The following is a 24,383-nucleotide window of genomic DNA, read 5'->3' as shown; positions in this document are numbered from 1 at the left end:
CCGGCCGGCACCGGATCCGCCCCGATCACCTGCCACCGCCGCACCCCGGCTTCGTGGTCGCGCCCCCGACGGCACGAGACCGGGGCGGAGCCACAGGCCTGGGGTGCGGACCACGGGGCGGCGGATGCCGCGCACACCTGTGCGATGCACCACTGGGCGGGGCGCCCGGTGGCCGTGGGCCCGATCCGGGGCGCCGCGCCCACGGTTACCGGCGAGTAGCCTCTCAGGGCGCCAGCTATCGTGCGCTGAGTGCGGGCTGCGCCTGCCCGCACTGCGCGCCGAGCGCCGGTCCACCGGCCGGTGGACCGGCGCGCGCACCGCACACAGCCCCGTCGCCCGCGCGGCCGGCGGGAGTCGACCGACGCCGCCTGGCGTACGGGAGGGGAAAACATGACGGGCCCGCTGCAGATCGTCCTGGGGACGATCAGCGTCCTGTTCCTGATCGTCTCGTCCGTCATGGCCTACCGGGCCGTCCGGGCGATGGTGCGGATCATCCGCACCGGACAGCCCGACGGCACCCGCTCCGGCCCGGTGAAGACCCGGCTCAAGACGCTGGTCGTCGAGTCGCTGGGCCACACCCGGATGCTCAAGTGGTCGAGCATCGGCATCGCCCACTGGTTCGTCTTCGTCGGGTTCTACGGCCTGTTCCTGACGCTGGTCGAGGCATTCGGCGAGGTGTGGGACCCGGCGTTCCACCTGCCGCTCATCGGCACCTGGGCGATCTGGAACATCTTCGTCGACATCATCGGCACCGGGACGATCCTCGGGATCATCTACCTGATCATCCGGCGCCAGCGCGACCACCCGCGCCGGCAGGGCCGCAAGAGCCGGTTCGCCGGCTCCAACGAGGGCCGCGGCTACTTCGTCGAGGCCGTCGTCCTGATCGTCGGCATCAGCATCCTGAGCATCCGCGCCGCCAAGATCGCCTCCGGCCTGGACGACGCCCCGACCTGGTCGCACCCGGTCGCGAGCCTGGTGTCGAACCTCTTCCCGGACAACCCCGACGTGGTCTCGATCGTCGCCTTCATCAAGATCGTGGTGTCGCTGACCTGGCTGGTCGTGATCAGCCGCATCCTGAACATGGGTGTGGCCTGGCACCGGTTCAGCGCCTTCTTCAACATCTACTTCAAGCGCGAGGCCGACGGCGCCCCGGCGCTCGGCCCCCTGCCGGCGATGACGTCCGGCGGAAAGCCGATCGACTTCGAGGACCCGGGCGAGGACGACGTCTTCGGTCGCGGCAAGATCGAGGACTTCACGTGGAAGGGGATGCTGGACTTCACCACCTGCACGGAGTGCGGTCGGTGCCAGAGCCAGTGCCCGGCGTGGAACACGGGCAAGCCGCTCAGCCCGAAGATGGTGATCATGGACCTCCGCGACCACCTGTACGCGAAGGCCCCCTACCTCCTCGGTGAGAAGACGGCGTCGGAGACCGCGCCGGACTACGACGTCCTCAAGCCCAGCGACGAGCAGGTCTGGGCATCGGGCTACGCCCGCATCGAGGGCACCAACGACGCGCAGGCGCACCGCCCGCTGGTCGGCACCCTCGAGGAGGGCGGGGTCATCGACCCCGACGTCCTGTGGAGCTGCACCAACTGCGGCGCCTGCGTCGAGCAGTGCCCGGTGGACATCGAGCACGTCGACCACATCGAGGACATGCGCCGGTACCAGGTGCTGATCGAGTCCAGCTTCCCGTCCGAGGCCGGCGTCATGATGACCAACCTCGAGAAGCGCGGGAACCCGTGGGGCATGGGCGGCAACGTCCGCGAGGACTGGATCAAGGAGCTCGACTTCGAGGTCCGCGTGGCCGACGGCCCGCTCCCCCACGAGGTCGAGTACCTGTTCTGGGTCGGCTGCGCCGGCGCCGTTGACGACCGCGCCAAGAAGGTCACCAAGGCCGTCGCCGAGCTGCTGCACACCGCGGGCGTCGAGTTCGCCGTCCTCGGCAACGGCGAGACCTGCTCGGGCGACCCGGCTCGACGCATGGGCAACGAGTTCCTGTTCCAGCAGCTGGCCATGGAGAACGTCGAGACCCTCAACGGCGTCTTCGAGGGCCGCGTCCCGGGCACCCGCAAGATCGTGGCGACCTGCCCGCACTGCTTCAACTCGCTCGGCCGGGAGTACCCGCAGGTCGGCGGCGAGTACGAGGTCGTGCACCACACCCAGCTGCTCGGCCAGCTCGTGGAGGAGGGCCGGCTCACCCCGGTCACCCCGGTCGACCGCAAGGTGACCTACCACGACCCGTGCTTCCTGGGCCGGCACAACAAGGTCTACACGCCCCCGCGGGAGATCCTCGACTCCGTCCAGGGCCTGTCCACGCAGGAGATGCACCGCTGCAAGGACCGCGGCTTCTGCTGCGGCGCCGGCGGTGCCCGCATGTGGATGGAGGAGAAGATCGGCAAGCGGATCAACATGGAGCGCACCGAGGAGGCCCTCGAGCTCGATCCCGACGTCATCTCCACCGCGTGCCCGTTCTGCATCACGATGCTCAGCGACGCGCTCACCAGCAAGAAGCAGAACGGCGAGGCCGGCGAGCACGTCGAGGTGCTCGACGTCAGCCAGATCCTGCTGCGCTCCATGCAGCCGGTGGCCGTCGGCGCGCAGGGCGCCGAGCAGGGTGCCGACGTCGGCACCAAGGGTGACGACGTCGTCGGTCTCGACTCCGCCGCCACGGAGCACGACCCGAACTGAAGGAGAAGGATCCCCTCGCCGCCCACCACTCGCTAGCTCGCGGTGGGACCCCGCGAGGGGGCCGGACGACGACGGCGCGCGTCCCCCGTGCGGGGGGCGCGCGCCGTCGCGGTTCCGCACCCAGGTGGTTGCGCCGCGCACCGACCCGGGGATGGTGTGCGGCCGGTCATGGAGGACGCTCTCCAGGTGACCCGCACCGCCTCTGACCGCAGCAGCACCGGCACCGATCGTCGTCGGGGGCTCGGCCTCGTGGCCGTCGCCATCGTGCTCACGGCGCTCAACCTGCGGACGGCGGTCACCAGCGTCGGCCCCGTGCTGCAGGAGATCGAGCGGGGTCTCGGCATCTCCAGCGGCCTGGCCGGCCTCATCACCACGATGCCGGTGCTCTGCTTCGCCCTCATCGGGTTCACCGGCCCGGCGCTGTCGGCGCGCTACCGCGACGCGCACGTGCTCGCCGGCGCCCTCATCGCGATGACCGCCGGGCTCGCGCTCCGCAGCCTGGCCGAGGCCTTCCCCGTCTTCCTCGCCGGGACGGCGCTGGCCATGGCCGGCGGGGCCCTCGGCAACGTCATGCTCCCCGGCCTGGTGAAGCGCCATTTCCCGGGGCGCACCGGGCCGCTCGTCGGCGCGTACAGCACGGCGATGGGCCTGGGCGCGACCCTGGCCGCCGTGGCCTCGCAGCCGATCGCCGACGCGGCGGGCACCGAGGGCGGGGGCTGGCGCTGGGCGCTCGTCGTCTGGGCGCTGCCGGCGCTCCTGGCCGCGGGTGTGTGGCTGGCCGTCCCGGCCGCTCCCGACGTGTCCCGCCAGGGCCACTCGGCCGTGCGCATGCGGGCGCTCGTGCACAGCCCGACGGCGCTGGCGATCACCGCGTTCTTCGGCGTGCAGGCGCTCCAGGCCTACGTCGTCATCGGGTGGTCGGCGCAGTACCTGCGCGACTCCGGGCTCAGCGCGGCGACGGCGGGGCTGCTCCTCGGCCTGAACTCCGTCGTCGGCCTGCCGCTGAGCGCCGTCATCCCGTCGCTCACCGTCCGGCCGCGGCTGCAGCGCCCGCTGCTGGTCGTCTTCATCGCCAGCTACGTGACCGGCTGGGTGGGCCTGTGGACGGCGCCGACCACGGCGCCGTGGCTCTGGATGGTGCTGATCGCCGTCGGCATGGGCACGTTCCCGATGGTGCTGACCCTCATCGGCCTGCGCGCCCGCACGCCCGAGACCGTCTCGGCGCTCTCCACCGTCAGCCAGAGCTGGGGTTACGTGGTCGCCGGCGCCGGCCCCCTGCTCGTGGGCGTGCTGCGCGGGGCGACCGGCAGCTACGACGGCATGTTCGTCGTCGTGCTCACCGGCGTCGCCGTGCTCACCGTCGCGGGGTGGATCGCCACCCGGCAGGTGTTCGTCGACGACGAGGTGGACCGGTCGGTGCCCGGCTGGTCGCCGGCGGGGCGCCGCCCCGAGGTGCTGGAGAGCGCCGGGGTCGAGATCCCGGCAGCCGCCCGGGCCGACGACGCCGACCGGGGGGCTAGGGGCGGCGGGTCTCCGTGCGGGTGAAGTTGCGGAACGAACGCGACGGGGTGGGGCCGCGCTGGTCCTGGTACCGGGAGCCGTAGACCGCCGACCCGTAGGGGTGCTCGGCGGCGCTGGTCAGCCGGAACAGGCAGAGCTGGCCGATCTTCATGCCCGGCCACAGGGTGATCGGCAGGTTGGCCACGTTGGACAGCTCCAGCGTGATGTGCCCGGAGAAGCCCGGGTCGACGAAGCCCGCGGTCGAGTGGGTGAGCAGCCCGAGACGGCCGAGGCTCGACTTCCCCTCGAGCCTGGCCGCCAGGTCGTCGGGGATGCTGACCACCTCGAGCGTGGAGCCCAGCACGAACTCCCCCGGGTGCAGCACGAACGGCTCGTCACCGTCCGGCTCGACGAGGGTCGTGAGGTCGTCCTGCTGCTTCGCCGGGTCGATGTGCGTGTACCGGGCGTTGTTGAACACGCGGAAGTAGCGGTCCAGCCGGACGTCGATGCTGGACGGCTGCACCAGCCCCGGGTCGTAGGGCTCGATGCCGAGGCGTCCCCCGGCGATCGCGGCCGTGATGTCGCGGTCGCTCAGCAGCATGGCGCGGAGTCTAGGGACCGACCCCCCTCCGTCCGGGTGACGGGCGCCGCCCGGCCCTCAAGCCGCGCCCGCCCGGTGCCGTAGCGCCCGGGAGGGCCCCGCCGCGACCGGCCGGGGCCAGACAGGTGGCCGGAGGGCGACGGGGATGACGAGCAAGCGGGTGCTGGGGGCGGTGCTGTCCGGCGCGGTCGTGGCCGGCTACGCCGGTGCGGCGGTCTGGTCGGCCTGGGCCACCCCGGCGATCGAGGTCGCCGCGGGCTTCGGCGAGGGCGACGGGCTGACCCGCTACGTCGTGACGGCGCAGGCGGGTGCCGCGGGCGACCTGCTCGGCATCCTCGACGCGGTGCCGGGCGTCGACAGCGCCCAGCGGGTCGGGGACGGCCGCGCCCTGGTCGCCGTGGGGGGCGTGACGCCGGAGCGGCTGCGCGCCGTGCCGGGGGTGGCCGACGTCGAGCTCTCGCCGTCGGTCCCGGTGCTGGGCACCGTCACCGACCCCTACTTCCCCCAGTACGGCTGGAACCTGGAGAACACCGGCGGCAACGCCTACCTGCAGGGCGCCGTCGCCGACGCCGACGTCGACGCCACCACGGGCTGGGACAGCGGGACCGGCACCGGCCGCGTCGTCGCCGTGGTCGACACCGGCTTCGACTCCGACCACCCCGACCTGGCCGGCTCCCTGTGGACCAACCCGGACCAGCCGTGCGGCACGGCCGACACCGACGGCAACGGCCTGGCCGGCGACTGCCACGGGTGGAACTTCTACGCCGGCAACGCCGACGTCGACAACGGCGCCATGGGCACCCACGGCACCAGCGTGGCCGGGGTCGTCGGCGCCCGGGCCGGCAACGGAACGGGCTCGGCCGGCGTCGCGCCGGACGTGCGGATCATGCCGCTGGTCGTGGGCGGCGGGGACACGGTCGACGTCTACCTGTGCGCCCTCGCCATCCGGTACGCCGTCGACCAGGGGGCGGACGTCGTCAACGCCTCGTGGGGCGGCCCGTTCAGCGGCCCGGCGCTCGACGAGCTGCGCTCGGCGATCGCCTACGCCGAGGCGCACGGCGTGCTGGTGGTCGCCGCGGCGGGCAACGACTCGGCCGACCGCGACACCACGCCGATGTACCCGGCGAGCCTGACCGAGGCCAACGTGGTCACGGTCGGCAGCTCGACGGCGGCCGACACGATCGCCGGCCACTCCGCCCACGGCGCCGCCTCGGTGGACCTCTTCGCCCCCGGTTACAGGGTGGCCACGACCTGGAACGACGGCGGCCTGCGCCTGGTCGACGGCACCTCGATCGCCGCGCCGCACGTCGCCGCCGCGGTCGCCCTGTACCGGGCCGCGCTGCCCGGGGCCTCCGCCGCCGACCTGAAGGCCGCGCTGCTGGCCGACGTGGACCCCGTGCCGGCTTTCGTCGGCCGGTCGGTGACCGGTGGGCGGCTCACCCTGAGCCGGGTCGGGGACGCCCTCGCCGGCACGCCCCGCTACGCCTTCACCTCGATGACGGCCGCGCCCGGCACCGTGACCCCGGCGATCGGGGTGAGCGGCTCCGCCGGGCCGGGCCGGTACTCGGTCGCCATCGGGCTGGGCATGGAGCACGCGGGGGAGATCTGGGCGCTCTCCCGGAAGCCGGTGACCCTCGGCGGGGTCACCGTGCCCACCGACGACGCCGGCGACGCCGTCTTCGACCTCGGCACCCTGGAGGACTTCGACGGCCTGGGGTTCTCCCCGACCGTGGAGCTCGGCGACGGGCGCTACGTCCTGGCCGTGCAGCTGTACCGCGACGGGGCACCGCTGGGCCGCACCCACGCCGCTCCGCTGCTCGTGTCGGCGTCGACGACGACACCGACCACCCCGGCGCCCGAGGGCAGCACGCCGGGCGGCACCACGCCCGACGGCACCGCCCCGGACGGCGACGGCACCCCCGGCGGCACGGTCCCGGGCGGGACCACGCCCCCGCGGACCGGCTCTCCCGGCCTCCCCGGCGGCACCACCCCGGACGGCGGCACCACGCCCGACGGCACCACCCCCGGCGCGAGCTCGCCCGAGGACACGGCCCCGGAGGACAGCACCTCCGAGGACAGCACCCCGGAGCACAGCACCCCCGAGGACAGCACCCCGGGCGGCACGACCCCCGACGGCAGCGAGCCGGACGGCACCACCCCCGGCGGCAGCACGCCCGGGGAGACCACGCCCGGGGGAACCACGCCGGACGGCGGTGGCAGCACGCCCGAGGCGGGCGCCCCCGGGACGACCACCTACCCCGAGGTCGGGGTGTTCCGCATCACGTCCTTGAGCCCTGACCGGGTGAGCACCGACGGCGGCACGCTCGTGACGATCACCGGCCGCGACCTGCCGACCGACCCCACGGTGCGCATCGGGGCGACCACCACCGCCACGGTCCTGCACGGCGACAGCGGCAGCGTCGTCTTCCGGGTGCCGGCACGCGTCGCGGGCGTCTACGACGTCTCGGTCTACGCGCCCGACGGCCGGTCGACCGTGCTGAGCAACGCGCTGACCTACGCCGACGAGGTCGCCACCGCACCGGAGGTGCCCTCCGACGGCACCGCGGCGGACGGCACCGCGCCCGAGAGCACCACCCCCGACGGCGCGGCACCGGAAACGGCCGCGCCCGGCGGGGGCACCCCCGGGCCCGGCACCACCACGCCCGGCGCACCGGCGCCGGACGGCGGCCCGGTCGTCCGCGAGGGCCCGGCCGGCGAGCGGCTCGTGCGCTCGGACCGGTTCCGCGGGCTGGGCGGGATCTGGTCGCTGGAGTGCGCCTCGTCCTGCACCGGCGTCGCCCTCTGACGCCCGCCGCGCCGCACCGACGCTCTCGAACCACCGCGCCCCGTCCGACTTCCCCATGCGGACGGGGCGCGGTGTCGTCCCCCGGTACCTGTACGACCGATGCCTGCCGATGGACAGGACGCCATCGAACGGAACCCGAGGGGGACCTGCGTGCTCGACACCCGGCCGGCGCCCGCCGCGCCCCGCGGCACCCGCGACGCCATCCGCCCCACCGGGCGCGAGCGGAGCTTCTCGGCCGACGAGCTGATCGTGTCCAAGACCGACCTGCGCGGCGTGATCACCTACGCCAACGACGTCTTCCTGCGGGTGAGCGACTACCCGCTCGACGACGTGCTCGGCAAGCCGCACAACCTGATCCGGCACCCGGAGATGCCCCGCGCGGTGTTCAAGCTGCTCTGGGACACCCTCGGTGCCCGCCGGGAGGTGTTCGCCTACATCGACAACCTCGCGGCGGACGGCGGGCACTACTGGGTCCTGGCCCACGTCACGCCCTCCTACGACGCGCGCGGCACCCTCGTCGGCTACCACTCCAACCGCCGCCGGCCCGCCCGGGGTGCCGTCCAGCGGGTGCTCCCCCTCTACCAGCGGCTCCTCGCCGAGGAGCGCCGGCACCCCAACGCGCGTAGCGCGGTCGCCGCCTCCTCGGCCCTGCTCGACGAGGTCCTCGCCGGACAGGGGCAGACCTACGAGGAGTTCATCTGGTCGATCATCAACCGCGAGGAGAGCTGACATGGGGATCCGTGCCGCGCGCGGCGAGGGTGGACGGCGGTCCGACGCCGCGGAGCTCGCCCTCCACCGCGCTTTCGTGCGCCAGCTGACGGCCGCCTGCGAGGCCGCCGCCCGCGGGGACCTCGAGGCCCGCAGCCGGATCGACCCGGCCGCGGAGGACGTGCCCGAGCTCGTCGCCCTCCACCACGCCCTCAACCGGGCGCTCGACGTCTCCGACGCCTTCGTGCGCGAGTCGTCGGCCGCGCTGAGCTCCGCGGCCGACGGGCGGTTCCACCGGCGGCTGCTCACGACGGGGCTGCTCGGCTCGTACCGCCGCACCGCCGTGGACATCAACGATGCCCGCGCCGCCATGCAGGAGACCGCCGGTCGCGTCACCGATGCGCAGAGCAGCCGGCTGCGGCTGGCCGACGACTTCGAATCCGTGGTGCTCTCGATGTCCGAGCAGGTGGCGACCGCCGCGACCGAGCTCAGCGCGTCGGCGTCCGGGCTCACCGCGGCGGCGTCGGCGGCCAGCTCCGAGGTGGGCACCGCGCAGGAGACCATCGGCTCGCTCACCCGCTCCTCGGCCGAGATCGAGGAGATCATCGCGCTGATCGACTCGGTGGCCGCCCAGACCCGCCTCCTCGCGCTGAACGCCACCATCGAGGCCGCCCGCGCGGGCGAGGCGGGGAAGGGGTTCGCCGTCGTCGCCTCCGAGGTCAAGGACCTCGCCGACCAGACCGGCCGGGCCACCGAGCGGGTCACCGCGCAGGTGGAGCAGATCCGACGGGCGTCGGAGGACGTCGCGGCCGTCATGAGCAGCGTGAGCTCGACCGTGGACGACATGAACGGGCTCGTCGACGGCATCGCCGCCGCGGTGGACGGCTCGGCATCCCTGAACACCGGCCACGACGACGTCACCGGGCTGTCGCGGATGGCGGAGGAGCTGCGGTCGGAAGCCACCGGTTTCCTGGCCGAGATGCGGCGCTGAGGAGGCGGCTGTCGCGGCGGCGGGGCGACCAGGTAGTCTCGGCGCCGTTCGCGGGTGTAGTTCAATGGTAGAACATCAGCTTCCCAAGCTGACAGTGCGAGTTCGATTCTCGTCACCCGCTCCCCCTCCGAGGCCCCGGTCGCTGCGACCGGGGCCTCGGTGCGTACCGGCCCCCTACCGGCCGATCCCGGACGGGACCGGGCCCTTGGTCCCTGGGGGGCGCGACATTCGTGCCCCACGATGACCGCAGCGCTTCCCCCCGGGGGGCCGCGCTCCTACGGTCAGGCCGTGCCCCCGCCCGACCGCCGGCCCCCCCGGTGAGCGACGACGCCGCGGCGCTCACCGCGGCCGTCCTGGCCGCTGCCTCGGGCGGGCAGCTCGAGGCGACCCTGCACGAGATCGTCGAGGCCGCGGTCCGGCACGTCGACGCCCGCTACGGCGCCCTCGGCGTGCTGACCCCCGACGGGCACGCCCTGGACCGGTTCGTCACGGTCGGCATGGGCCCCGAGGACCACGAGCGGATCGGCCATCCACCGGCCGGCGCGGGCATCCTCGGGCTGCTGGTCGAGAACCCGACACCGCTGCGGCTGGCCGACCTGGGGCAGCACCCGGCGTCCGTGGGCACCCCTGCCGGGCACCCGCCGATGCGGTCGTTCCTCGGCGTACCGGTCCGGGTCCGCGAATCGGTGTTCGGAAACCTCTACCTCACCGAGAAGCGCACCGGCGGCGAGTTCACCCCCGCCGACCTGGAGATCACCCGGGCGATGGCCGCGGTGGCGGGGCTGGCCATCGAGAACGCCCGCCTGCTGGAGCACGCGGAGCAGCGCCGGGCCTGGTCGCAGGCGGGCACCGACCTCGCGACGGCCCTGCTGTCGGGGCGCCCGACCGGTGAGGTGCTGCGCGCCGCGGCCGACCGCGTGGCCCAGCTCGCCGGCGCGGACGCCGTCGGCATCCTCGCGCCGGTGCCCGGCGACGAGGGCACGCTGACCGTCACCGCCGCCGTCGGTCCGGACGCGGCGGACTCGGAGGGTGTGCGCATCCCGCTGAGCGGCACCCGTCTGGGCGACGCGCACCGCTCCGGCACGCCGGTGGTGGTCGACGACGTCGCCACCGCGCGGCCGGGCACGACGCACGCCCCGGTGATCGGTGAGTTCACCGCCCGGTACGGCCCGGCGCTGTTCCTGCCGCTGGGCGGCCCCTCCCCGCCGACCACGCTGGTCGCGCTGCGCGTCCGCGACCGGCCCCCGTTCGACCCGGCGGTGCTGGAGCCGGCCGCAGCCTTCGTCACCCACGCGACGGTCGCCATGCGCCTGGTCCGCAGCCAGCAGCGCGAGCGGCGGCTGCAGGTGCAGGCCGACCGCGACCGCATCGCCCGCGACCTGCACGACCACGTGGTGCAGCGGATCTTCGCCACCGCCCTGGCGCTGGACCGGCTGGGCCGCTCGCTGGGGGAGACCGCGCCGGACGTCGCCGGCCGGATCGCCGGGCACGTCGACGAGCTCGACGGGACGATCGCCCGCATCCGCACCGCGATCTTCGAGCTGCACGGCGCACAGGACTCCTCGTCGGACGCCGTCCGGCGGCGGCTCGCCGAGGTGGTGCGGTCGGTGACCGACGGGCAGGCGGTCCGCCCCGACCTGCGGGTCCGCAGCGAGGTCGAGGACCTGCCGCCGGACCTGACCGGTGACGTGGTGGCCGTGGTCCGCGAGCTGGTCACCAACGTGGTGCGGCACGCGCGGGCCAGCCGGGCAACGGTGAACGTGGGGCTGGGCGACGAGGTGTCCGTCGTCGTCACCGATGACGGCCGGGGGCTGCCGGCGGTCACCGTGCGCAGCGGGCTGGCCAACCTCGCCGACCGCGCCGAGCGCCGGGGCGGGCGGCTGGCCATCTCCACCGGGACGTCGGGGACCGAGATCCGGTGGACCGTGCCGCTGCCGGGCTGAGCGGCGTCAGCGGCGCCCGTCGCGCAGCTCGGTGGCGAGGATCGCGGCCTGCGTCCGGCGCTCCAGCCCCAGCTTGGCCAGCAGGTGGCTGGTGTAGTTCTTCACGGTCTTCTCGGCCAGCCCCATCCGCTCGCCGATCTGCCGGTTGGTCAGCCCCTCGCCGATGAGCGCCAGGACGGTGCGCTCCTGGTCGGTGAGCACCGCGAGCCGGTCACCCCCGGACCGCGGCCGCGGCGGCGGGCCGATCTCGGGGAGGGTGCCGCCGGCTGCCACCGTGCGCACCGCCTGCACCAGCGCCGAGCCGCGCACCTGCTTGAGCACGAACCCCGCGGCACCGGCCCGGACGGCCTCGTCGCGGGCCGCTCGGTCGGCGTAGCTGGTCAGCACCAGGCACCGCAGCCCCGGGAGCCGGGCGGTCAGGTCGCGGCAGAGCGAGGCGCCGTCGCCGTCGGGCAGCCGCATGTCCAGGACGGCGACGTCGGCGCGGACGGCGGGCGCCCGGGCCAGCGCCTCGGCGCAGGAGCCGGCCTCCCCCACCACGGAGATGACCGGGTCCTCCTCGAGGACGTCGGCCACCCCCCGGCGCACCACCTCGTGGTCGTCGACCAGGAACACGCGGACGGCCGGCGGCGGCGCTCCCATGGGCGACCTCCTCCCACGATCCCTCGGGAGGCGAGCGTAGGGCGCTGCGGGCCCGGGCGCCCAGGTTCAGGCCGGGAGCAGCAGCGCGGCGTACAGGGTCAGCCCCGGCCCGAACGCCATGGCCACGACCGGGCCGTCGACGTCGGCGAGCTCCTGCAGCACGAGCAGCACCGTCGCCGACGAGCAGTTGCCGTGCTCGGCCAGCACCCGGCGCGAGGCACCGACCTGCTCCTCGCGCAGCCCCAGCTCGTCGCGGACGACGTCGATGATGCGGGGGCCACCCGGGTGCACGGCCCAGCCGGCGACGTCCTCGGGCCGCAGGCCGGCCCCGGCGAGCAGCTCGTCGACGACGTCGCCCACGTGCCGCGAGAGGACGTCGGGCACCCGAGGGGAGAGGCCCATGCGGAAGCCCAGGTCGGTGACGTCCCAGGTCATGTGGTCGGCCGTGGAGGGGTCGGTGCGCGCCACCACCCCCGCCAGCCGGCGCCCGCGCCCCGCACCGGGCTCGACCACCACGGCCGCGGCGGCGTCGGAGAAGAGCGCGTGCGCGACCACCTGCTCGAGGTCGGCCTGGGGCGGCTGCACGTGCAGGCTGGTCAGCTCGCAGCAGAGGAGCACCGCCGGCCGGGACCGCGCGGTGACGAAGTCCCCGACGGCCGCGAGCCCGGGGATCGCCGCGTAGCAGCCCATGTGCCCCACCAGCAGCCGCTGCAGCCCCGCCGGCATGCCGAGGTCGCTGGCCAGCCGGATGTCGAGCCCCGGCGTCGCGTAGCCGGTGCAGGTGGCGACGGCGAACAACCCCACGTCGCCGGGGGCCAGCCCGGCGGAGTCCAGGGCGCCGGCCACGGCCTGCTTGCCCAGCGGCAGCGCCTCCTGGGTGTACCGGGCCATCCGCGCGCCGGTACCCCAGCCGCTCAGGTCCTCGTCCACGGGGTTGGCCACCGCGTGCCGGCGGTCGACCCCCGCGCCGAGGAAGATCCGCCGGGCGGCGCGCACCCCCGCGTAGTGGGTGGCGAAGAAGCCGTCCCAGGCGGCCTCCTGCTCCAGGGTGGTGGGCAGTGCGGCGCCGGCCCCGGTGAGGACGGCGGCGGTCACGACCGCGGCCCCACGGCCGCCCTGCTCGGGATCATGCTCCCGACGGTACGTGCGCCGCCGCCCCGTCGCCCGGTCACCGCTTGCGCCCGTAACCAGCGAAGACGACGGCCGTGGACCGGATCGGCCGCATCCGCACCGAGTCGCGGCGGCCCAGCCGCCAGGCGATGGCGTCGCGCACCGACGGGCGCAGCCCGACGAGGCGCAGCTCCAGGCCGAGCCGGTCGGCGGCGGCGAGCAGCCGGTCGCGGTCGACGAAGAGCGCCGGGTCGTGGATGCCCGGCGGCGGGCCGCCGGGCAGCCGCTCGGCCACGGTGACCATGAGGAAGCGGCCGATCCGGGTCGCGGCCAGCGCGTCGACGACCAGGACGCCGCCCGGCCGCAGCAGGCGGGCGCACTCGGCCAGCACCGCGACGTCGTCCGTGACGTGCTCGAGGATCTCGCCGGCGACGACGACGTCCGCGCAGCCGTCGGCCAGGGGGACGGCGAGGACCGACCCGCGCACCGGCAGCACCCCGTGCGCCCGGGCGGTCCGCAGCCCCTCGTGGCCGAGGTCGACGCCGACGTGCCGGTACCCGAGCCGCGCCGCGTGCGGGGCCATCAACCCCCCGCCGCACGCCAGGTCGACCAGCAGCGCGTCCCCGCTCGCCGGCGGGATGTGCTCGGCCCGGGAGGCGGCCAGCCAGTGCAGGGCGGCGAACCCGCCCGCGGGCTGCCACCACTGGTCGGCGAGGTCGTCGTACTGGGCCGGGTCGTTGCGCGGCAGGACGGTCTCTCGCACGGGGCCTAGCCCTTCTTCAGCGGGTCGTGCCCCCAGTTCATCAGGCTGTAGCGCCAGCGGGAGGTCTCGACGTCCTCCTCGGACGGCCGCTGGGCGAGGTGGCGGGCCACGTAGCCGTGCACCTTGCGCATGTGGGCGAGGTCGCCGTCGTCCAGGTCGCCCTTCTTGGTGCGCAGGAGCTCGACGATCCGCCGCCCGGACGCGTGGCCGGTGGACTCGCCGTCGCCGTCCTTCTGCCCGACCGAGCGCGACTCCTCGGTCTCCAGCCACTTCTCCAGCTCGCCGGCGGTCATGTTCACCGCCTCGCCGAACTCGCGCCGGATCGTGTCGGGGTCGTCGCTGGCCATGCTTCCTCCGCTCGGTCGGTCGCTCCCCCGGTACCGCCGCGCCGACCGGCGGAAACGGGGCGTCTGGTACTGCTGGTACCCCTGTCCCGTCCCCGGAGGTCCCCGTGTCCGTCACCGTCGTCGGCAGCCTGAACGAGGACGTCCTCGTGTCCGTCGACCGGCTGCCCGGCCGGGGGGAGACGGTCGTGGCCCGTGACTCCGCCCTGGCCGCGGGCGGGAAGGGGGCCAACCAGGCCGCCGCCGCCGGCGTCCTGGGGGGTGGCGTCCACATGGTGGGCCGGGTCGGCGACGACCCGGCCGGTGACCGGCAGCTGGCCGCGCTGGCCTCCTCGCGGGTCAACGTGAGCCGCGTGCTCCGCACGACCGGAGCGCCCACCGGCACCGCGACGATCCCCGTGGAGGCCGGCAGCGGCGAGAACCTGATCGTCGTCGTGCCCGGCGCCAACGCCGAGCTGGCGCCCGAGGACGTCGACGTCCCGTCGGTGCGGTCGGCGCGCGTCGTGCTGCTGCAGCTCGAGGTGCCGCTGCCGGCGGTCGAGGCGGCGGCCCGGGCCGCGACCGGCACCGTCGTCCTGACGCCGGCGCCGCCCGCCGCGCTGCCGGCCGCCCTGCTGGAGCGGGTCGACGTGCTCGTCCCGAACGAGCACGAGCTGGCGCTGCTGGCGGGGTCCGAGCCCGGGGACCGCACGCCCGCCGAGCTGGTGCAGCTGGCCCGCCGGGTGACGGCCGGCGCCGTCGTGGTCACGCTGGGCGCGCGCGGCGCCCTGGTCGTCCCCGCGGACGGGCCGGCCCTGCTGCAGGCGCCGCCGCCGGTGACCGCCGTCGACACCACCGGGGCGGGCGACTGCTTCTGCGGCGCGCTGGGGCAGGCGCTGGCCACCGGCGCCGCCCTGCCCGACGCCGTCCGGAAGGCCGTGGCGGCGGCGGCGGCGTCCACCACCGGCCCCGGGGCGCGCGGCGCACTGCCCGACGAGGAGGCGCTGCGGGACCTCCTGCCCCGGGTGCCCGCGGCCACGCCCGTGGGCTGACCACCGGTTTCCCCGCCGCCGGACCGGGCACAGGTCTCCCGACCGCACCGAGGAGGAACCCGCGATGAGCGAACCCCACCGCACGCCCCGCAGCGCCGAGCGCGCCGAGGGCGATCCGGCCGGCGAGCAGCCCGGCAGCGGCCGCACCCCGCACCCGGAGGAGCCCGCCGAGGGCCGCACCGACGCCGCCGGCGACGGCGCCGACACCCCGGACACGTGACCGGGACCCGGCCGCGGTGACCGACGTCTCAGCCCCGGTCGGCCGCGCGCCGGTTTCCCCCCGCCACCGGGCGGGCACGCACCGGCGCATGGAGGACAACCCGCAGCACCCCCGGACCACCCACGAGTCGACCGACGGAGCGCGGGCCGACTCCTCCGCCGAGACGGCGGCGCGGGCCGTCGCCCGGCTGCTCGCCAACCCCCGCCGCACGCGCCGGGCCTGAGCCGGGCGGCGTCGCGGTCACTCAGCGTCGCCACACGTTCACCTCCTCTCCCCGGCGCCCCGCGGAGCCCGGGCGCCTCTCGTCACCCACAGCGATCACGGTCGGCGTGCCGCGAACTGCTCCGTCACGTCCTGGTGCACCATCGCTGGCGTGACCGCCGCCATGCCCCTGCCCGACGCCGACGACGCCACGGCCCCGGTTCGCCGCAGCCGCGCCGAGCGGCAGGCGATCGTGCTGGACACCGCCGAGCGGTTGTTCGCCGGGCGCAGCTCCCGCAGCGTGGGCATGGACGAGCTGGTCCGGGAGACCGGCCTGGGCAAGATGACGGTCTACCGGCTGTTCAAGAGCAAGGACGACCTCGTCGGCGCCTACCTCAGCCGGAAGGCGGCCACCGTGCTGGCCTTCATCGACGCCGAGCTGGAGCGGCTCGAGGGCGACCCTCGGGCCGCGCTGCTGTCCGTCGTCGACGCCGTCGAGCGCGACGTCACCCGCACCGGGTTCCGCGGCTGCCCGTTCACCAACGTGAGCAGTGAGTACGACGACCCGCAGCACCCGGCCCGCAGCGCCGCCGCCGACTACAAGTTCGAGCTGCACGCCCGCCTCGAGCGGCTGGCCGAGGAGATCGTGCCGGGCAACGGCGAGGACCTCGCCGCCCAGGTCCACCTGATCATCGACGGCATGTACCTCTCCGGCGGCCTGCTGGGCCCCGACGGCCCCGCCGCCCACGGCCGGCAGCTGGCCGAACGGTTGATCGAGATCGCGGCCGCCCGCGCCTGACCGCAGGATGGGCCGGTGACCGACGACCGCACCCGCCCCGATCTCGACGACCAGACCGTGGAGGCGCTCGGGAAGCTGTCCGAGGCCCTGGAGACCGTCGACCAGGCCCGGGGCTTCCTGTACGCCTTCCACCAGCTGACCGGCAAGGCCGACCGGCTCCTGCAGGAGTCCGTCGAGCTGTTCCGCGCGGCCGGGGCCGCCCCGCTCGCCGCGGACCTGGAGCGCGACCTGGTGGGGCGCAACGTCATCGCCGACCGGTGGACCTTCCAGATCGTCGAAGACTTCGACGAGAACTACTGGGGCACCTTCCGCGCCTACGACGCCCGCGCCCGCGACGAGCTCGCCGGGGGCGACCGGCACGTGTTCGAGGCCCGCATGAAGCAGCGCGAGCGCACCGCCGGGCACCCCGCCCACGAGGCCGGTCCGGCGCTGGCCGACTAGCGCCCACCCGGGGACGGGCTGGGGCGGGCGCCCGGTTTCCCGGCGTGCGCGGGCGGGAAGATCACCGCCCATGACCATGCCGGACGAGAACAACGCGGGCTCCGACCGCGAGGCCCAGCCGCTCGGCGCGCAGAAGGCGCCCGGCGAGGACCGCGACTCCCTGGGTGCGACCGAAGGTCCGGCCGACGGCATCGCCGGCCCGGCCTACCCGCCCGCCGACACGGAACCGGACGCCCGGTGACCGGGGCCGGGCGGGAGCCCGCCGGGGCGGAGCGCGACCCGCTGAGCGTCGGCCTGGGCTCCCCCTCCACGGGCGGCCCCGGCGCCGGGTCCGCGGCGCCGGAGGGTTCCGGTGGGCGGCAGCCCGAACCGGCGCCCGCCCGCGAACGGCACACCGGGCGCGCCATCGGCCGCTCGGTGGCGCTGGCGCTGCTCATCTTCGTCACCGTCGTGCTGGTGCTCTTCGTGGTCTTCAACGGCCAGTCGGTGCAGATCAGCCTCGTCTTCACCGACGTCGAGGGGCCGCTGGTCGTCGCCCTGCTCGTCGCCGCGGCGCTCGGCGGCCTGCTGGTGTGGCTGGCCGGGGCGGTGATGCGCGCACGGCGCCGCAAGCGCTGACCCCTCCGGGTCAGGCGCCCGGTCCCGCAGTGTTCACCTGCGGGGTGCTTGCCGTCGCTACTCGCGAGTAATAGCTTTTGTTACTCGCGAGTAGCAGCAGGCCGTACGCCGGCACGGAGCACGGGAGCCAGAGCGCCATGACGCACTACACCGCCAACCTGCGGGACCTCGAGTTCAACCTGTTCGAGTTCCTCGACACCAAGGACCGCCTCGGCACCGGGCCGTTCGCCCAGATGGACACCGAGACCGCGCACGGCGTGCTGGCCGAGATCCGCAAGCTGGCGGAGGGGCCGATCGCCGCATCCTTCGCCGACGCCGACCGCAACCCGCCGGTGTTCGACCCGGCGACCCACTCGGTGACGCTGCCCGAGTCGTTCAAGAAGTCGGTCAGGGCGCTCACCGACGGCGAGTGGTGGCGGCTGGACCTCTCCGAGGAGCTCGGCGGGTTCGGCGCCCCAGCGGCGCTGACCTGGGCCGCCTACGAGATGGTGCTCGGCGCCAACCCCGCCGTCTTCATGTACGGCTCGGGCCCCGGCTTCGCCCAGACCTTGTTCGACCTCGGCACCGAGGACCAGAAGAAGCTCGCCCGGCTCATGATCGAGAAGGGCTGGGGCGCCACGATGGTGCTCACCGAGCCAGACGCCGGTTCCGACGTCGGCGCCGGCCGCACCAAAGCCGTGCAGCAGGCCGACGGCTCCTGGCACATCACCGGCGTGAAGCGCTTCATCACCTCCGCCGAGCACGACCTCAGCGACAACATCGTCCACCTGGTGCTGGCCCGCCCCGAGGGGGCGAAGCCCGGCACCAAGGGCCTGTCGCTGTTCGTCGTCCCCAAGTTCCACGTCGACGTCGGGACCGGTGAGCTGGGCGAGCGCAACGGCGCCTACGTCACCAACGTCGAGAAGAAGATGGGCCTGAGGGTCTCCACGACCTGCGAGGTCACCTTCGGCGACGGTCCCGTCCCGGCCCGGGGCTGGCTGGTGGGCGAGGTGCACGACGGCATCGCCCAGATGTTCAAGATCATCGAGTACGCCCGGATGTTCGTCGGCACCAAGGCGATCGCCACCCTGTCGGCCGGCTACCAGGTGGCGCTGGACTACGCGAAGAACCGCGTCCAGGGCGCGGACCTGACGGCGACGTCCAAGGACGCCCCGCGGGTGACCATCACCCACCACCCCGACGTCCGGCGCTCGCTGATGCTGCAGAAGTCCTACGCCGAGGGCATGCGCGCCCTGTACCTGTACGCCGCGAGCTTCCGCGACCAGGTCACCGACGCGCAGGCCGCCGGCACCGCCGACAGCGAGGAGGCGCGGCTGGCCGAGCGCGTCAACGACCTGCTGCTGCCGATCGTGAAGGGCTTCGGCTCCGAGCGGGCCACCCAGCTGCTCACCAGCGAGTCCCTGCAGACCCTCGGCGGCTCCGGCTACCTGCAGGACTACCCGATCGAGCAGTACATCCGCGACTCCAAGATCGACACCCTCTACGAGGGCACGACCGCGATCCAGGGCCAGGACTTCTTCTTCCGCAAGATCGTCAAGGACGGCGGCGTGGCGCTGACCTGGCTGGCCGGCCAGATCCAGGCCACCATCGACGCCGAGGTGGGCAACGGGCGGCTCAAGGAGGAGCGGGCGCTGCTGGCGACCGCGCTCTCCGACGTGCAGGGCATGCTGACGGCGATGTTCGGCCAGCTCACCTCGGCCCAGGAGGACATGACCAACCTCTACAAGGTGGGCCAGAACACCTCCCGCCTCCTGCTCGCCGCAGGCGACCTGATCACCGCCTGGCTGCTCGTCCGCCAGTCCGAGGTGGCCCTGGCCGCGCTCGCCGGTGAGGTCGGCGAGAAGGACCGGTACTTCTACGAGGGCAAGCTCGCCGCCGCCCGCTTCTTCACCACCCAGGTGCTGCCGAGGCTCACCGCCGAGCGGGTCATCGTCGAGGCCACGGACAACGCCCTCATGCAGGTCGACGAAGCGGTGTTCTGAGGTCGCCCTCCGGGCTCCGACCGCGGCCAGGTGCCGTCCCCCGGCAGCGCTGAGCCGCTGCCCGTGTCCCGGTCGGGGATCCTCCGGGCCCCGCGACCGGTCCACACGTGACCGCGGCACGGCGGCCGTCTCCCCAGGGAGGCGGCCGCCGTGCCGTTTCACCCGGACGACGACGGGCATGGGCGAGGGGACAGCCGACGGACAGGAGGCCGGCATGACCGACCCGCAGGGCAGCGACCGCATCCAGCAGGACGTACCGACCGCGTCGGGCACGGGGGCCAACAGCGACCTGGCCTCCTCCTTCGACGACGTGCCGCTCACCGCCGAGGAAGGCGTCGAGCGGGACGCCGCCCAGGGGGACGACCTGCCCGCCCGCGCGGACGGCGACGTCGCCCGCGCCACCCGTGCCGGCGCCTCCGGCGAGGTGGCGGGCCCGACCGAGCGATCAGGGGATGACGGCCGATGAGCGAGTCCCAGCCGACGGGGTACCGCGAGTCCCCCGACACCACGGACGGCCCCGTCGCGGAGGCCCAGGAGAACGACGCCCCGCAGGGCGAGGCCACGCTGACCACCGACGACGACGCCCAGCGAAACGACGGCGTGACCCGCCCGGGGAACGTCCCCGACTGAGCAGGCCGCCGAAGCGGCCCGCCGCCCGACCGTGACCCGAACGGGGCTCCTACCCTGGTCGGGTGCAGCCGCCCCTCGCCGAGCCGCCGGTCCTGGCGGCCGAGGAGTGGCAGGCGCGGGCTGCTGCGCACGAGGAGCGGGTGGACCGGTGGGCGGTCCCCCACCGCGACCGCCGCCTCCGGGGCGAGGCCCACCCGGTCCTGGACTTCCTCTTCACCTACTACTCCGAGACGCCAGGCCGGCTGCGCCGCTGGCACCCCGGTCCCGACGTCGCCCTGGCCACCCCCGCGCCGCACGAGGACCGGCGGTGGTACACCAGCGACGGCGCGACCGTTCGGCTCGACGTCGGCGCCTTCCTGGCCGACCGGGGCGAGACCGTTCGCTTCGTGCGCCGGCTGCTCGTGGCGACCGCGTCACGCCCGGCGTTCACCGGGTGCTTCGGGCTGCACGAGTGGGCGATGGTCTACCGCGACACGGGCACCCGGCACCCCGTCCCCCTCCGGCTCGGCCAGGCGGGCACCGACGCCGTCGTGGAGTCGCACCCCGTCCGGTGCAGCCACTTCGACGCCTTCCGGTTCTTCACCCCGGCCGCCGTGCCGCGCAACCGGCTGCAGCCGACCCGGGAGAGCCAGCCCCGGCTCGAGCAACCGGGCTGCCTGCACGCCGGTATGGACCTCTACAAGTGGGCGTACAAGCTCAGCCCCGCCGTCCCGGGGGAACTGGTCGCCGACTGCTTCGAGCTGGCCGTGGAGATCCGGGAGCTGGACATGCGGGCCTCCCCGTACGACCTGCGCCGGCACGGGTACGAGCCGGTCCGCATCGAGACGCCCGAGGGCAAGGCCGAGTACGTGGCCGCTCAGCGGGGGTTCGCCGTCCGGGGCGCGGAGCTGCGGCGACGGCTGATCGACGTCTGCGACCGGCTGCTGGACGCCGGCCGCGCCGCGCCGTCGCCCCCGGCTCGCGCGCCCCGCGATCAGCCCACCTGATCGTGGCCTCGCACCGGGGGCCCGGTCCGCGGCGTCGGGGGGCGGGGCGTCACCGCCCGGAGGGCACCTCCACCGGACCCGAGACCGGGCGGTCCAGCACACGGGCCGGCGCCGGCAGCCCGAGGAAGAAGCCCTGCCCCAGCTGCACCCCGCTCTCCCGGAGCGCGTCCCGCTCGGCGGCGGTCTCCACCCCCGAGGCCACCACCCGGCAACCCCGCTCCTCCGCGAAGGGGACGAGCGCGCCCAGGAGCGCACGCCGCGCGGCGTCGTGCTCGATGCCGGCCGTGGTCTCCCGCCCGAGCTTGAGGAACGCCGGCCGGCGCTCCTCCACCCACCGGAAGCTGTCGTAGCCGACGAGCGGGTGCTCGAGCGCGATCTGCACCCCGACCGGCAGGTCGGCCGAGGAGACGTCGCTCCCGCCGGCCGACGTGCCGGACTCCAGGACCACCGGGCACGCCGAGCGGCCGACGATGGAGAAGAGGTCGCGCGGCGAGGCCCACAACGCCGGTGAGACGTTCACCGACACCCAGGCGCCCTCCGGCAGCGAGACGGCCGCGGTCAGCGAGGCCCGCAGGAGCGCGCCGTCGAGGTCCGCACCGATGCCGCGGTCGTTGGCCGCGTCGAGCCGGTCCTGCGGGGCCCGGCCGTCGGCGAACCGGCACAGCGCCTCGTAGCCCACCGGCTCACCGGTGGCGAGGTCGACGATCGGCTGGAAGACGGTGAAGAAGATGAAGTCGCGGAACGCGGCGACCACCGCGCTGTCGTCCCCCTCGCCCGCCGGGGCCGGTCGCGGGGCGGGCACCGGGACGTCGTCCCGCCCGGTGCCGCCCGTCGGCGTCACGACGGCGACATCCCGCGCGTCGGGGAGGCCGTAGTGCAGGACGGAAGCCCAGTCGGTGGCCGGCGGCACCGCGGCGGGCCGCGGCTGCGCGGTCCGGTGCGACCCGGACGGCCGGCGGTCCCCACGGGCCCGCGCCGGCCGGCGCGGCTCGACCGGGCGGTAGAGCCAGTCCCGCAGGTGCACCCACAGGTCCACCACGGTGTTGCCCAGGCCCACGAACGCGACCATGGCGTAGGTGGCCAGCGCGGTGTTGAGCGCGGCGAAAACGAGATGGTTCCAGTGCTGCGACTGGATGTCCACGACGACGGTGTAGGCGGAGAACGTGATCAGCGCCAACGGCGCGAGCAGGAAGACGGCTCCCGCCGTCGTGCGGTTCCGGACCTTCGGGGTCCGCTTGAAGGCGCTCTTCTCCCCGGTGATCAGCTGCAGGATCGAGGCGAAGGACCCCGACAGGTTGACCGGCAGCAGGATGAGGTTGAAGCCGTAGATCCGCAGGACGTCGGTCCGCCGGTACCCGGTGGCGCGCAGGTCCCCGGCCATCATGAGGAAGTACGGGACCGACACCAGCAGCAGCAGCGGGTTGAGCAGCTCGGCGTTGAACGGGTAGAAGAGCATGACGACCAGGCACACGGAGCTCCAGAAGATGGAGGCCATGTAGTTCACCCGCAGGAACAGCTCCCCGAAGCGGTTGCGCTCCCCGCGCGCCCGGCGGGCCCGCACCTGCTGGCGCAGCTTGGAGAGGATCAGCAGCCCACCGTTGGCCCACCGCTGGCGCTGGATGCACAGCGAGCCGAAGTCCGGCGGGGTCGCCGAGTAGGCGAGCCGCTCCGGGTAGTTCAGCAGCGACCAGCCGTGCACGCCCAGGTCGATGGTCGACTCGGTGTCCTCGATGACCGTGCGGTCCTGGATGTAGCGCCGGATCTCGAAATCGCCGTCGTAGTCGACGTCGACGATCTCGTCGAGGGCCCGCTTGCGCAGCACCGCATTGGCCCCGACCCAGAAGGTCGCGTCGTACTGGGTCATGCCCTGGTGGACGATGTGCTGCAGGTCCGTCGAGGCGCCGGAGATCCGCTCCAGCCGGGTCGCCGAGCCGGGGAAGGAGCTGTACGGGGTCTGCGCGACGGCCACCCGGCTGTGCGCGCTCTGGCTCATCAGGTGCACGATCCGTGCGGCGTACTCCGGCAGCAGCATGCTGTCGGCGTCCAGGGTGAGCACGTACTCCGGCTCGTCCACCGTCAGGTCGGCGACCCGGGCCGCGGACCGGACCAGCGCCAGCCCCACGGGCGTCCGGACCTCCCGGTAGCTGCCGCCCATGAGCCCGATGTAGCTGTTGAGGTTCATCGCCTTGTTCGGCTCGTGGGACAGCGACCGGTAGCGCTTGCGCTCGAAGCTGCTGATGCGCACCCCGAACGTGGCGGTGAGCCGGCGGTGGAGCTGCAGCAGCCGCTCCCCGGGGAGGACCGCGCCCTCCGCGGCCGCGCCGGCGAGCGCCTCGCCGACCGTGGCCAGATCCGCGGCGAGCGCACCGAGCACGTGGTCGACGAAGAAGACGTCGGTGTGGTCGATGATCTCGTGCCGGGCACCCAGGTCGTGCAGCCACTCGACGGCGAACCGGTAGTGCCCGGCCAGCTCCCGGACGTCGTCGGCCGTCGCGGCCCGGCCGGTGCCGTCCGCCAGCGCCCGCTCGAAGGCGGCGCGCGCCTCCCGGAAGCGGCCGGCGGGCACCTCGAGCTCGGCGGCGATGGCGCCGGGGAGCGCCCGGGCGTCCTCCAGCAGCGCCCGGGCCCGGCTCGTCGTCGGGTTCTGCGGGTCGTCGATGAGCAGGACGACGTCCAGCGCCGGGTACTCCTGGAGAGCCGCCGACAGGAGCGTCGTCCGGATGACCCGCTCGTCCTCCTGGTACGAGGGCACGAGGACCGTCACCGGCGCCGCGGGCTGGTCGAAGAAGGCGTCGAGGACGGCTCGCGGTGCCCGCGTGTGCGCCCTGCTCCGGTAGAAGAACCCGATCCGGGTGATCAGGTAGGCCATGGCCGACGTGGCCAGCCCGGTGATCAGCAGCAGGTAGACGATCGCCTCGATGACCAGCCGCGCGCTGTCGGCCTTCCCCTCGATGAACTGCTGCTCGATGGTGAAGGCCACGTAGGCGGCCCACGCCGAGACGGTGAGGACGATGGCCAGCCGGCCGATCGCCATGCGCCGCTCGGACACCTTCGCGGGCACCAGCGGGAGCGGCTCCCGCCGCCGGTCGCTCCCCCACTGCCGCCGGACGTCCGGCCGGCGCGGGTCGGCAAGGGTGCGTCGCATCTGTTCCGCCTTCGTGCTCATCGGGCCCGACGGGTGCCAGGCATCCGACCGGCGTCCCCTACGTCGCCCCGCATCCTGCGGCCGCGACCGCACCGGCCGCTGCCCCCGCTCACCCCTCGTGGTGAGTCGCTCAGCGATCGGTGACCGTCGGGGTGCGTTCCCGAGGCAGGCTGTACCGCGGTCGAGCCATCACCCGCAGTCCCGGACGGAACTGCACCGACGAGAGCGAGGGCC

At 74.5% G+C, this 24,383-nt stretch carries 23 protein-coding genes and 1 tRNA gene; 18 read left to right on the top strand and 6 right to left on the bottom strand.

Annotation, left to right across the window (positions count from 1 at the left end; all coding sequences use genetic code 11):
• Window positions 1-390: 390 nt before the first annotated feature.
• The gene (locus tag ACI79W_RS00220; RefSeq protein WP_456560078.1) at window positions 391-2,688 is read left to right on the top strand and encodes a heterodisulfide reductase-related iron-sulfur binding cluster; all 2,298 of its coding nucleotides are present in this window, start codon (window positions 391-393) and stop codon (window positions 2,686-2,688) included.
• Between the two features lie 168 nt (window positions 2,689-2,856).
• Window positions 2,857-4,233: a CynX/NimT family MFS transporter gene (locus tag ACI79W_RS00215; RefSeq protein ID WP_456560077.1), complete on the top strand. Its 1,377-nt coding sequence runs from the start codon at window positions 2,857-2,859 to the stop codon at window positions 4,231-4,233.
• Here ACI79W_RS00215 and dcd read toward each other — a convergent pair.
• Window positions 4,205-4,789 carry a dCTP deaminase gene (gene dcd / locus ACI79W_RS00210; protein ID WP_456560076.1) on the bottom strand — a complete coding sequence of 195 codons (585 nt, stop codon included), beginning with the start codon at window positions 4,787-4,789 and terminating at the stop codon, window positions 4,205-4,207. The genes ACI79W_RS00215 and dcd overlap by 29 nt on opposite strands.
• A 145-nt stretch (window positions 4,790-4,934) precedes the next feature.
• Here dcd and ACI79W_RS00205 point away from each other — a divergent pair, with 145 nt between their 5' ends.
• The 5 genes from ACI79W_RS00205 (at window position 4,935) to ACI79W_RS00185 (ending at window position 11,237) form a co-directional block, all read left to right on the top strand.
• Window positions 4,935-7,595: a S8 family serine peptidase gene (locus ACI79W_RS00205; RefSeq protein ID WP_456560075.1), complete on the top strand. Its 2,661-nt coding sequence runs from the start codon at window positions 4,935-4,937 to the stop codon at window positions 7,593-7,595.
• A 150-nt stretch (window positions 7,596-7,745) separates the two neighbouring features.
• Complete coding sequence (locus ACI79W_RS00200) at window positions 7,746-8,324, top strand: PAS domain-containing protein (protein WP_456560074.1); 579 nt, start codon at window positions 7,746-7,748, stop codon at window positions 8,322-8,324.
• 1 nt (window position 8,325) lies between these two features.
• The gene (locus ACI79W_RS00195) at window positions 8,326-9,294 is read left to right on the top strand and encodes a methyl-accepting chemotaxis protein (protein WP_456560073.1); all 969 of its coding nucleotides are present in this window, start codon (window positions 8,326-8,328) and stop codon (window positions 9,292-9,294) included.
• 50 nt (window positions 9,295-9,344) lie between these two features.
• Window positions 9,345-9,415, top strand: a tRNA-Gly gene (locus tag ACI79W_RS00190).
• A 196-nt stretch (window positions 9,416-9,611) separates the two neighbouring features.
• Window positions 9,612-11,237, top strand: coding sequence for a GAF domain-containing protein (locus ACI79W_RS00185; protein WP_456560072.1), 1,626 nt, complete (start codon window positions 9,612-9,614; stop codon window positions 11,235-11,237).
• A 6-nt stretch (window positions 11,238-11,243) separates the two neighbouring features.
• Here ACI79W_RS00185 and ACI79W_RS00180 read toward each other — a convergent pair whose 3' ends face one another.
• The 4 genes from ACI79W_RS00180 to ACI79W_RS00165 all read right to left on the bottom strand — a co-directional run bounded on the left by ACI79W_RS00180 (window position 11,244) and on the right by ACI79W_RS00165 (window position 14,099).
• Window positions 11,244-11,879: a response regulator transcription factor gene (locus ACI79W_RS00180; RefSeq protein ID WP_456560071.1), complete on the bottom strand. Its 636-nt coding sequence runs from the start codon at window positions 11,877-11,879 to the stop codon at window positions 11,244-11,246.
• A 66-nt stretch (window positions 11,880-11,945) separates the two neighbouring features.
• On the bottom strand, window positions 11,946-12,974 hold the full coding sequence (locus tag ACI79W_RS00175) for a type III polyketide synthase (protein WP_456560070.1): 1,029 nt from the start codon (window positions 12,972-12,974) through the stop codon (window positions 11,946-11,948).
• A 73-nt stretch (window positions 12,975-13,047) separates the two neighbouring features.
• Complete coding sequence (locus tag ACI79W_RS00170; protein ID WP_456560069.1) at window positions 13,048-13,752, bottom strand: methyltransferase domain-containing protein; 705 nt, start codon at window positions 13,750-13,752, stop codon at window positions 13,048-13,050.
• Window positions 13,753-13,757: 5 nt separating this feature from the next.
• On the bottom strand, window positions 13,758-14,099 hold the full coding sequence (locus ACI79W_RS00165) for a DUF3140 domain-containing protein (RefSeq protein ID WP_456560068.1): 342 nt from the start codon (window positions 14,097-14,099) through the stop codon (window positions 13,758-13,760).
• Between the two features lie 104 nt (window positions 14,100-14,203).
• Here ACI79W_RS00165 and ACI79W_RS00160 point away from each other — a divergent pair, with 104 nt between their 5' ends.
• The 11 genes from ACI79W_RS00160 (at window position 14,204) to ACI79W_RS00110 (ending at window position 21,004) form a co-directional block, all read left to right on the top strand.
• Complete coding sequence (locus ACI79W_RS00160) at window positions 14,204-15,127, top strand: PfkB family carbohydrate kinase (RefSeq protein ID WP_456560067.1); 924 nt, start codon at window positions 14,204-14,206, stop codon at window positions 15,125-15,127.
• Window positions 15,128-15,191: 64 nt separating this feature from the next.
• Window positions 15,192-15,347, top strand: coding sequence for a hypothetical protein (locus ACI79W_RS00155; RefSeq protein ID WP_456560066.1), 156 nt, complete (start codon window positions 15,192-15,194; stop codon window positions 15,345-15,347).
• 88 nt (window positions 15,348-15,435) lie between these two features.
• The gene (locus ACI79W_RS00150; protein ID WP_456560065.1) at window positions 15,436-15,570 is read left to right on the top strand and encodes a hypothetical protein; all 135 of its coding nucleotides are present in this window, start codon (window positions 15,436-15,438) and stop codon (window positions 15,568-15,570) included.
• A 150-nt stretch (window positions 15,571-15,720) separates the two neighbouring features.
• Complete coding sequence (locus ACI79W_RS00145) at window positions 15,721-16,347, top strand: TetR/AcrR family transcriptional regulator (protein WP_456560064.1); 627 nt, start codon at window positions 15,721-15,723, stop codon at window positions 16,345-16,347.
• A gap of 15 nt (window positions 16,348-16,362) precedes the next feature.
• The gene (locus ACI79W_RS00140; RefSeq protein ID WP_456560063.1) at window positions 16,363-16,788 is read left to right on the top strand and encodes a hypothetical protein; all 426 of its coding nucleotides are present in this window, start codon (window positions 16,363-16,365) and stop codon (window positions 16,786-16,788) included.
• Between the two features lie 70 nt (window positions 16,789-16,858).
• Complete coding sequence (locus tag ACI79W_RS00135; RefSeq protein WP_236827957.1) at window positions 16,859-17,029, top strand: hypothetical protein; 171 nt, start codon at window positions 16,859-16,861, stop codon at window positions 17,027-17,029.
• Complete coding sequence (locus tag ACI79W_RS00130; protein WP_456560062.1) at window positions 17,026-17,406, top strand: lipopolysaccharide assembly protein LapA domain-containing protein; 381 nt, start codon at window positions 17,026-17,028, stop codon at window positions 17,404-17,406. Before ACI79W_RS00135 ends, ACI79W_RS00130 begins: the two co-directional genes overlap by 4 nt.
• A gap of 137 nt (window positions 17,407-17,543) precedes the next feature.
• Complete coding sequence (locus ACI79W_RS00125; protein ID WP_456560061.1) at window positions 17,544-19,388, top strand: acyl-CoA dehydrogenase; 1,845 nt, start codon at window positions 17,544-17,546, stop codon at window positions 19,386-19,388.
• A 214-nt stretch (window positions 19,389-19,602) separates the two neighbouring features.
• A complete protein-coding gene (locus tag ACI79W_RS00120) occupies window positions 19,603-19,854 on the top strand; it encodes a hypothetical protein (protein ID WP_456560060.1) in 252 nt (83 codons plus the stop codon).
• Window positions 19,851-20,018, top strand: coding sequence for a hypothetical protein (locus tag ACI79W_RS00115; protein ID WP_456560059.1), 168 nt, complete (start codon window positions 19,851-19,853; stop codon window positions 20,016-20,018). Before ACI79W_RS00120 ends, ACI79W_RS00115 begins: the two co-directional genes overlap by 4 nt.
• Before the next feature lie 62 nt (window positions 20,019-20,080).
• Entirely contained in the window at window positions 20,081-21,004 is a 924-nt protein-coding gene (locus ACI79W_RS00110) for a 3-methyladenine DNA glycosylase (RefSeq protein WP_456560058.1), read from the top strand.
• A gap of 49 nt (window positions 21,005-21,053) precedes the next feature.
• Here ACI79W_RS00110 and ACI79W_RS00105 read toward each other — a convergent pair whose 3' ends face one another.
• Entirely contained in the window at window positions 21,054-24,149 is a 3,096-nt protein-coding gene (locus ACI79W_RS00105; protein ID WP_456560057.1) for a glycosyltransferase family 2 protein, read from the bottom strand.
• Between the last annotated feature and the right edge of the window lie 234 nt (window positions 24,150-24,383).

The organism is Blastococcus sp. SYSU DS0533 (assembly GCF_054050775.1).
Note: the sequence above shows the minus strand (reverse complement) of the source record. Positions and strands in the feature narration are given on the sequence as shown.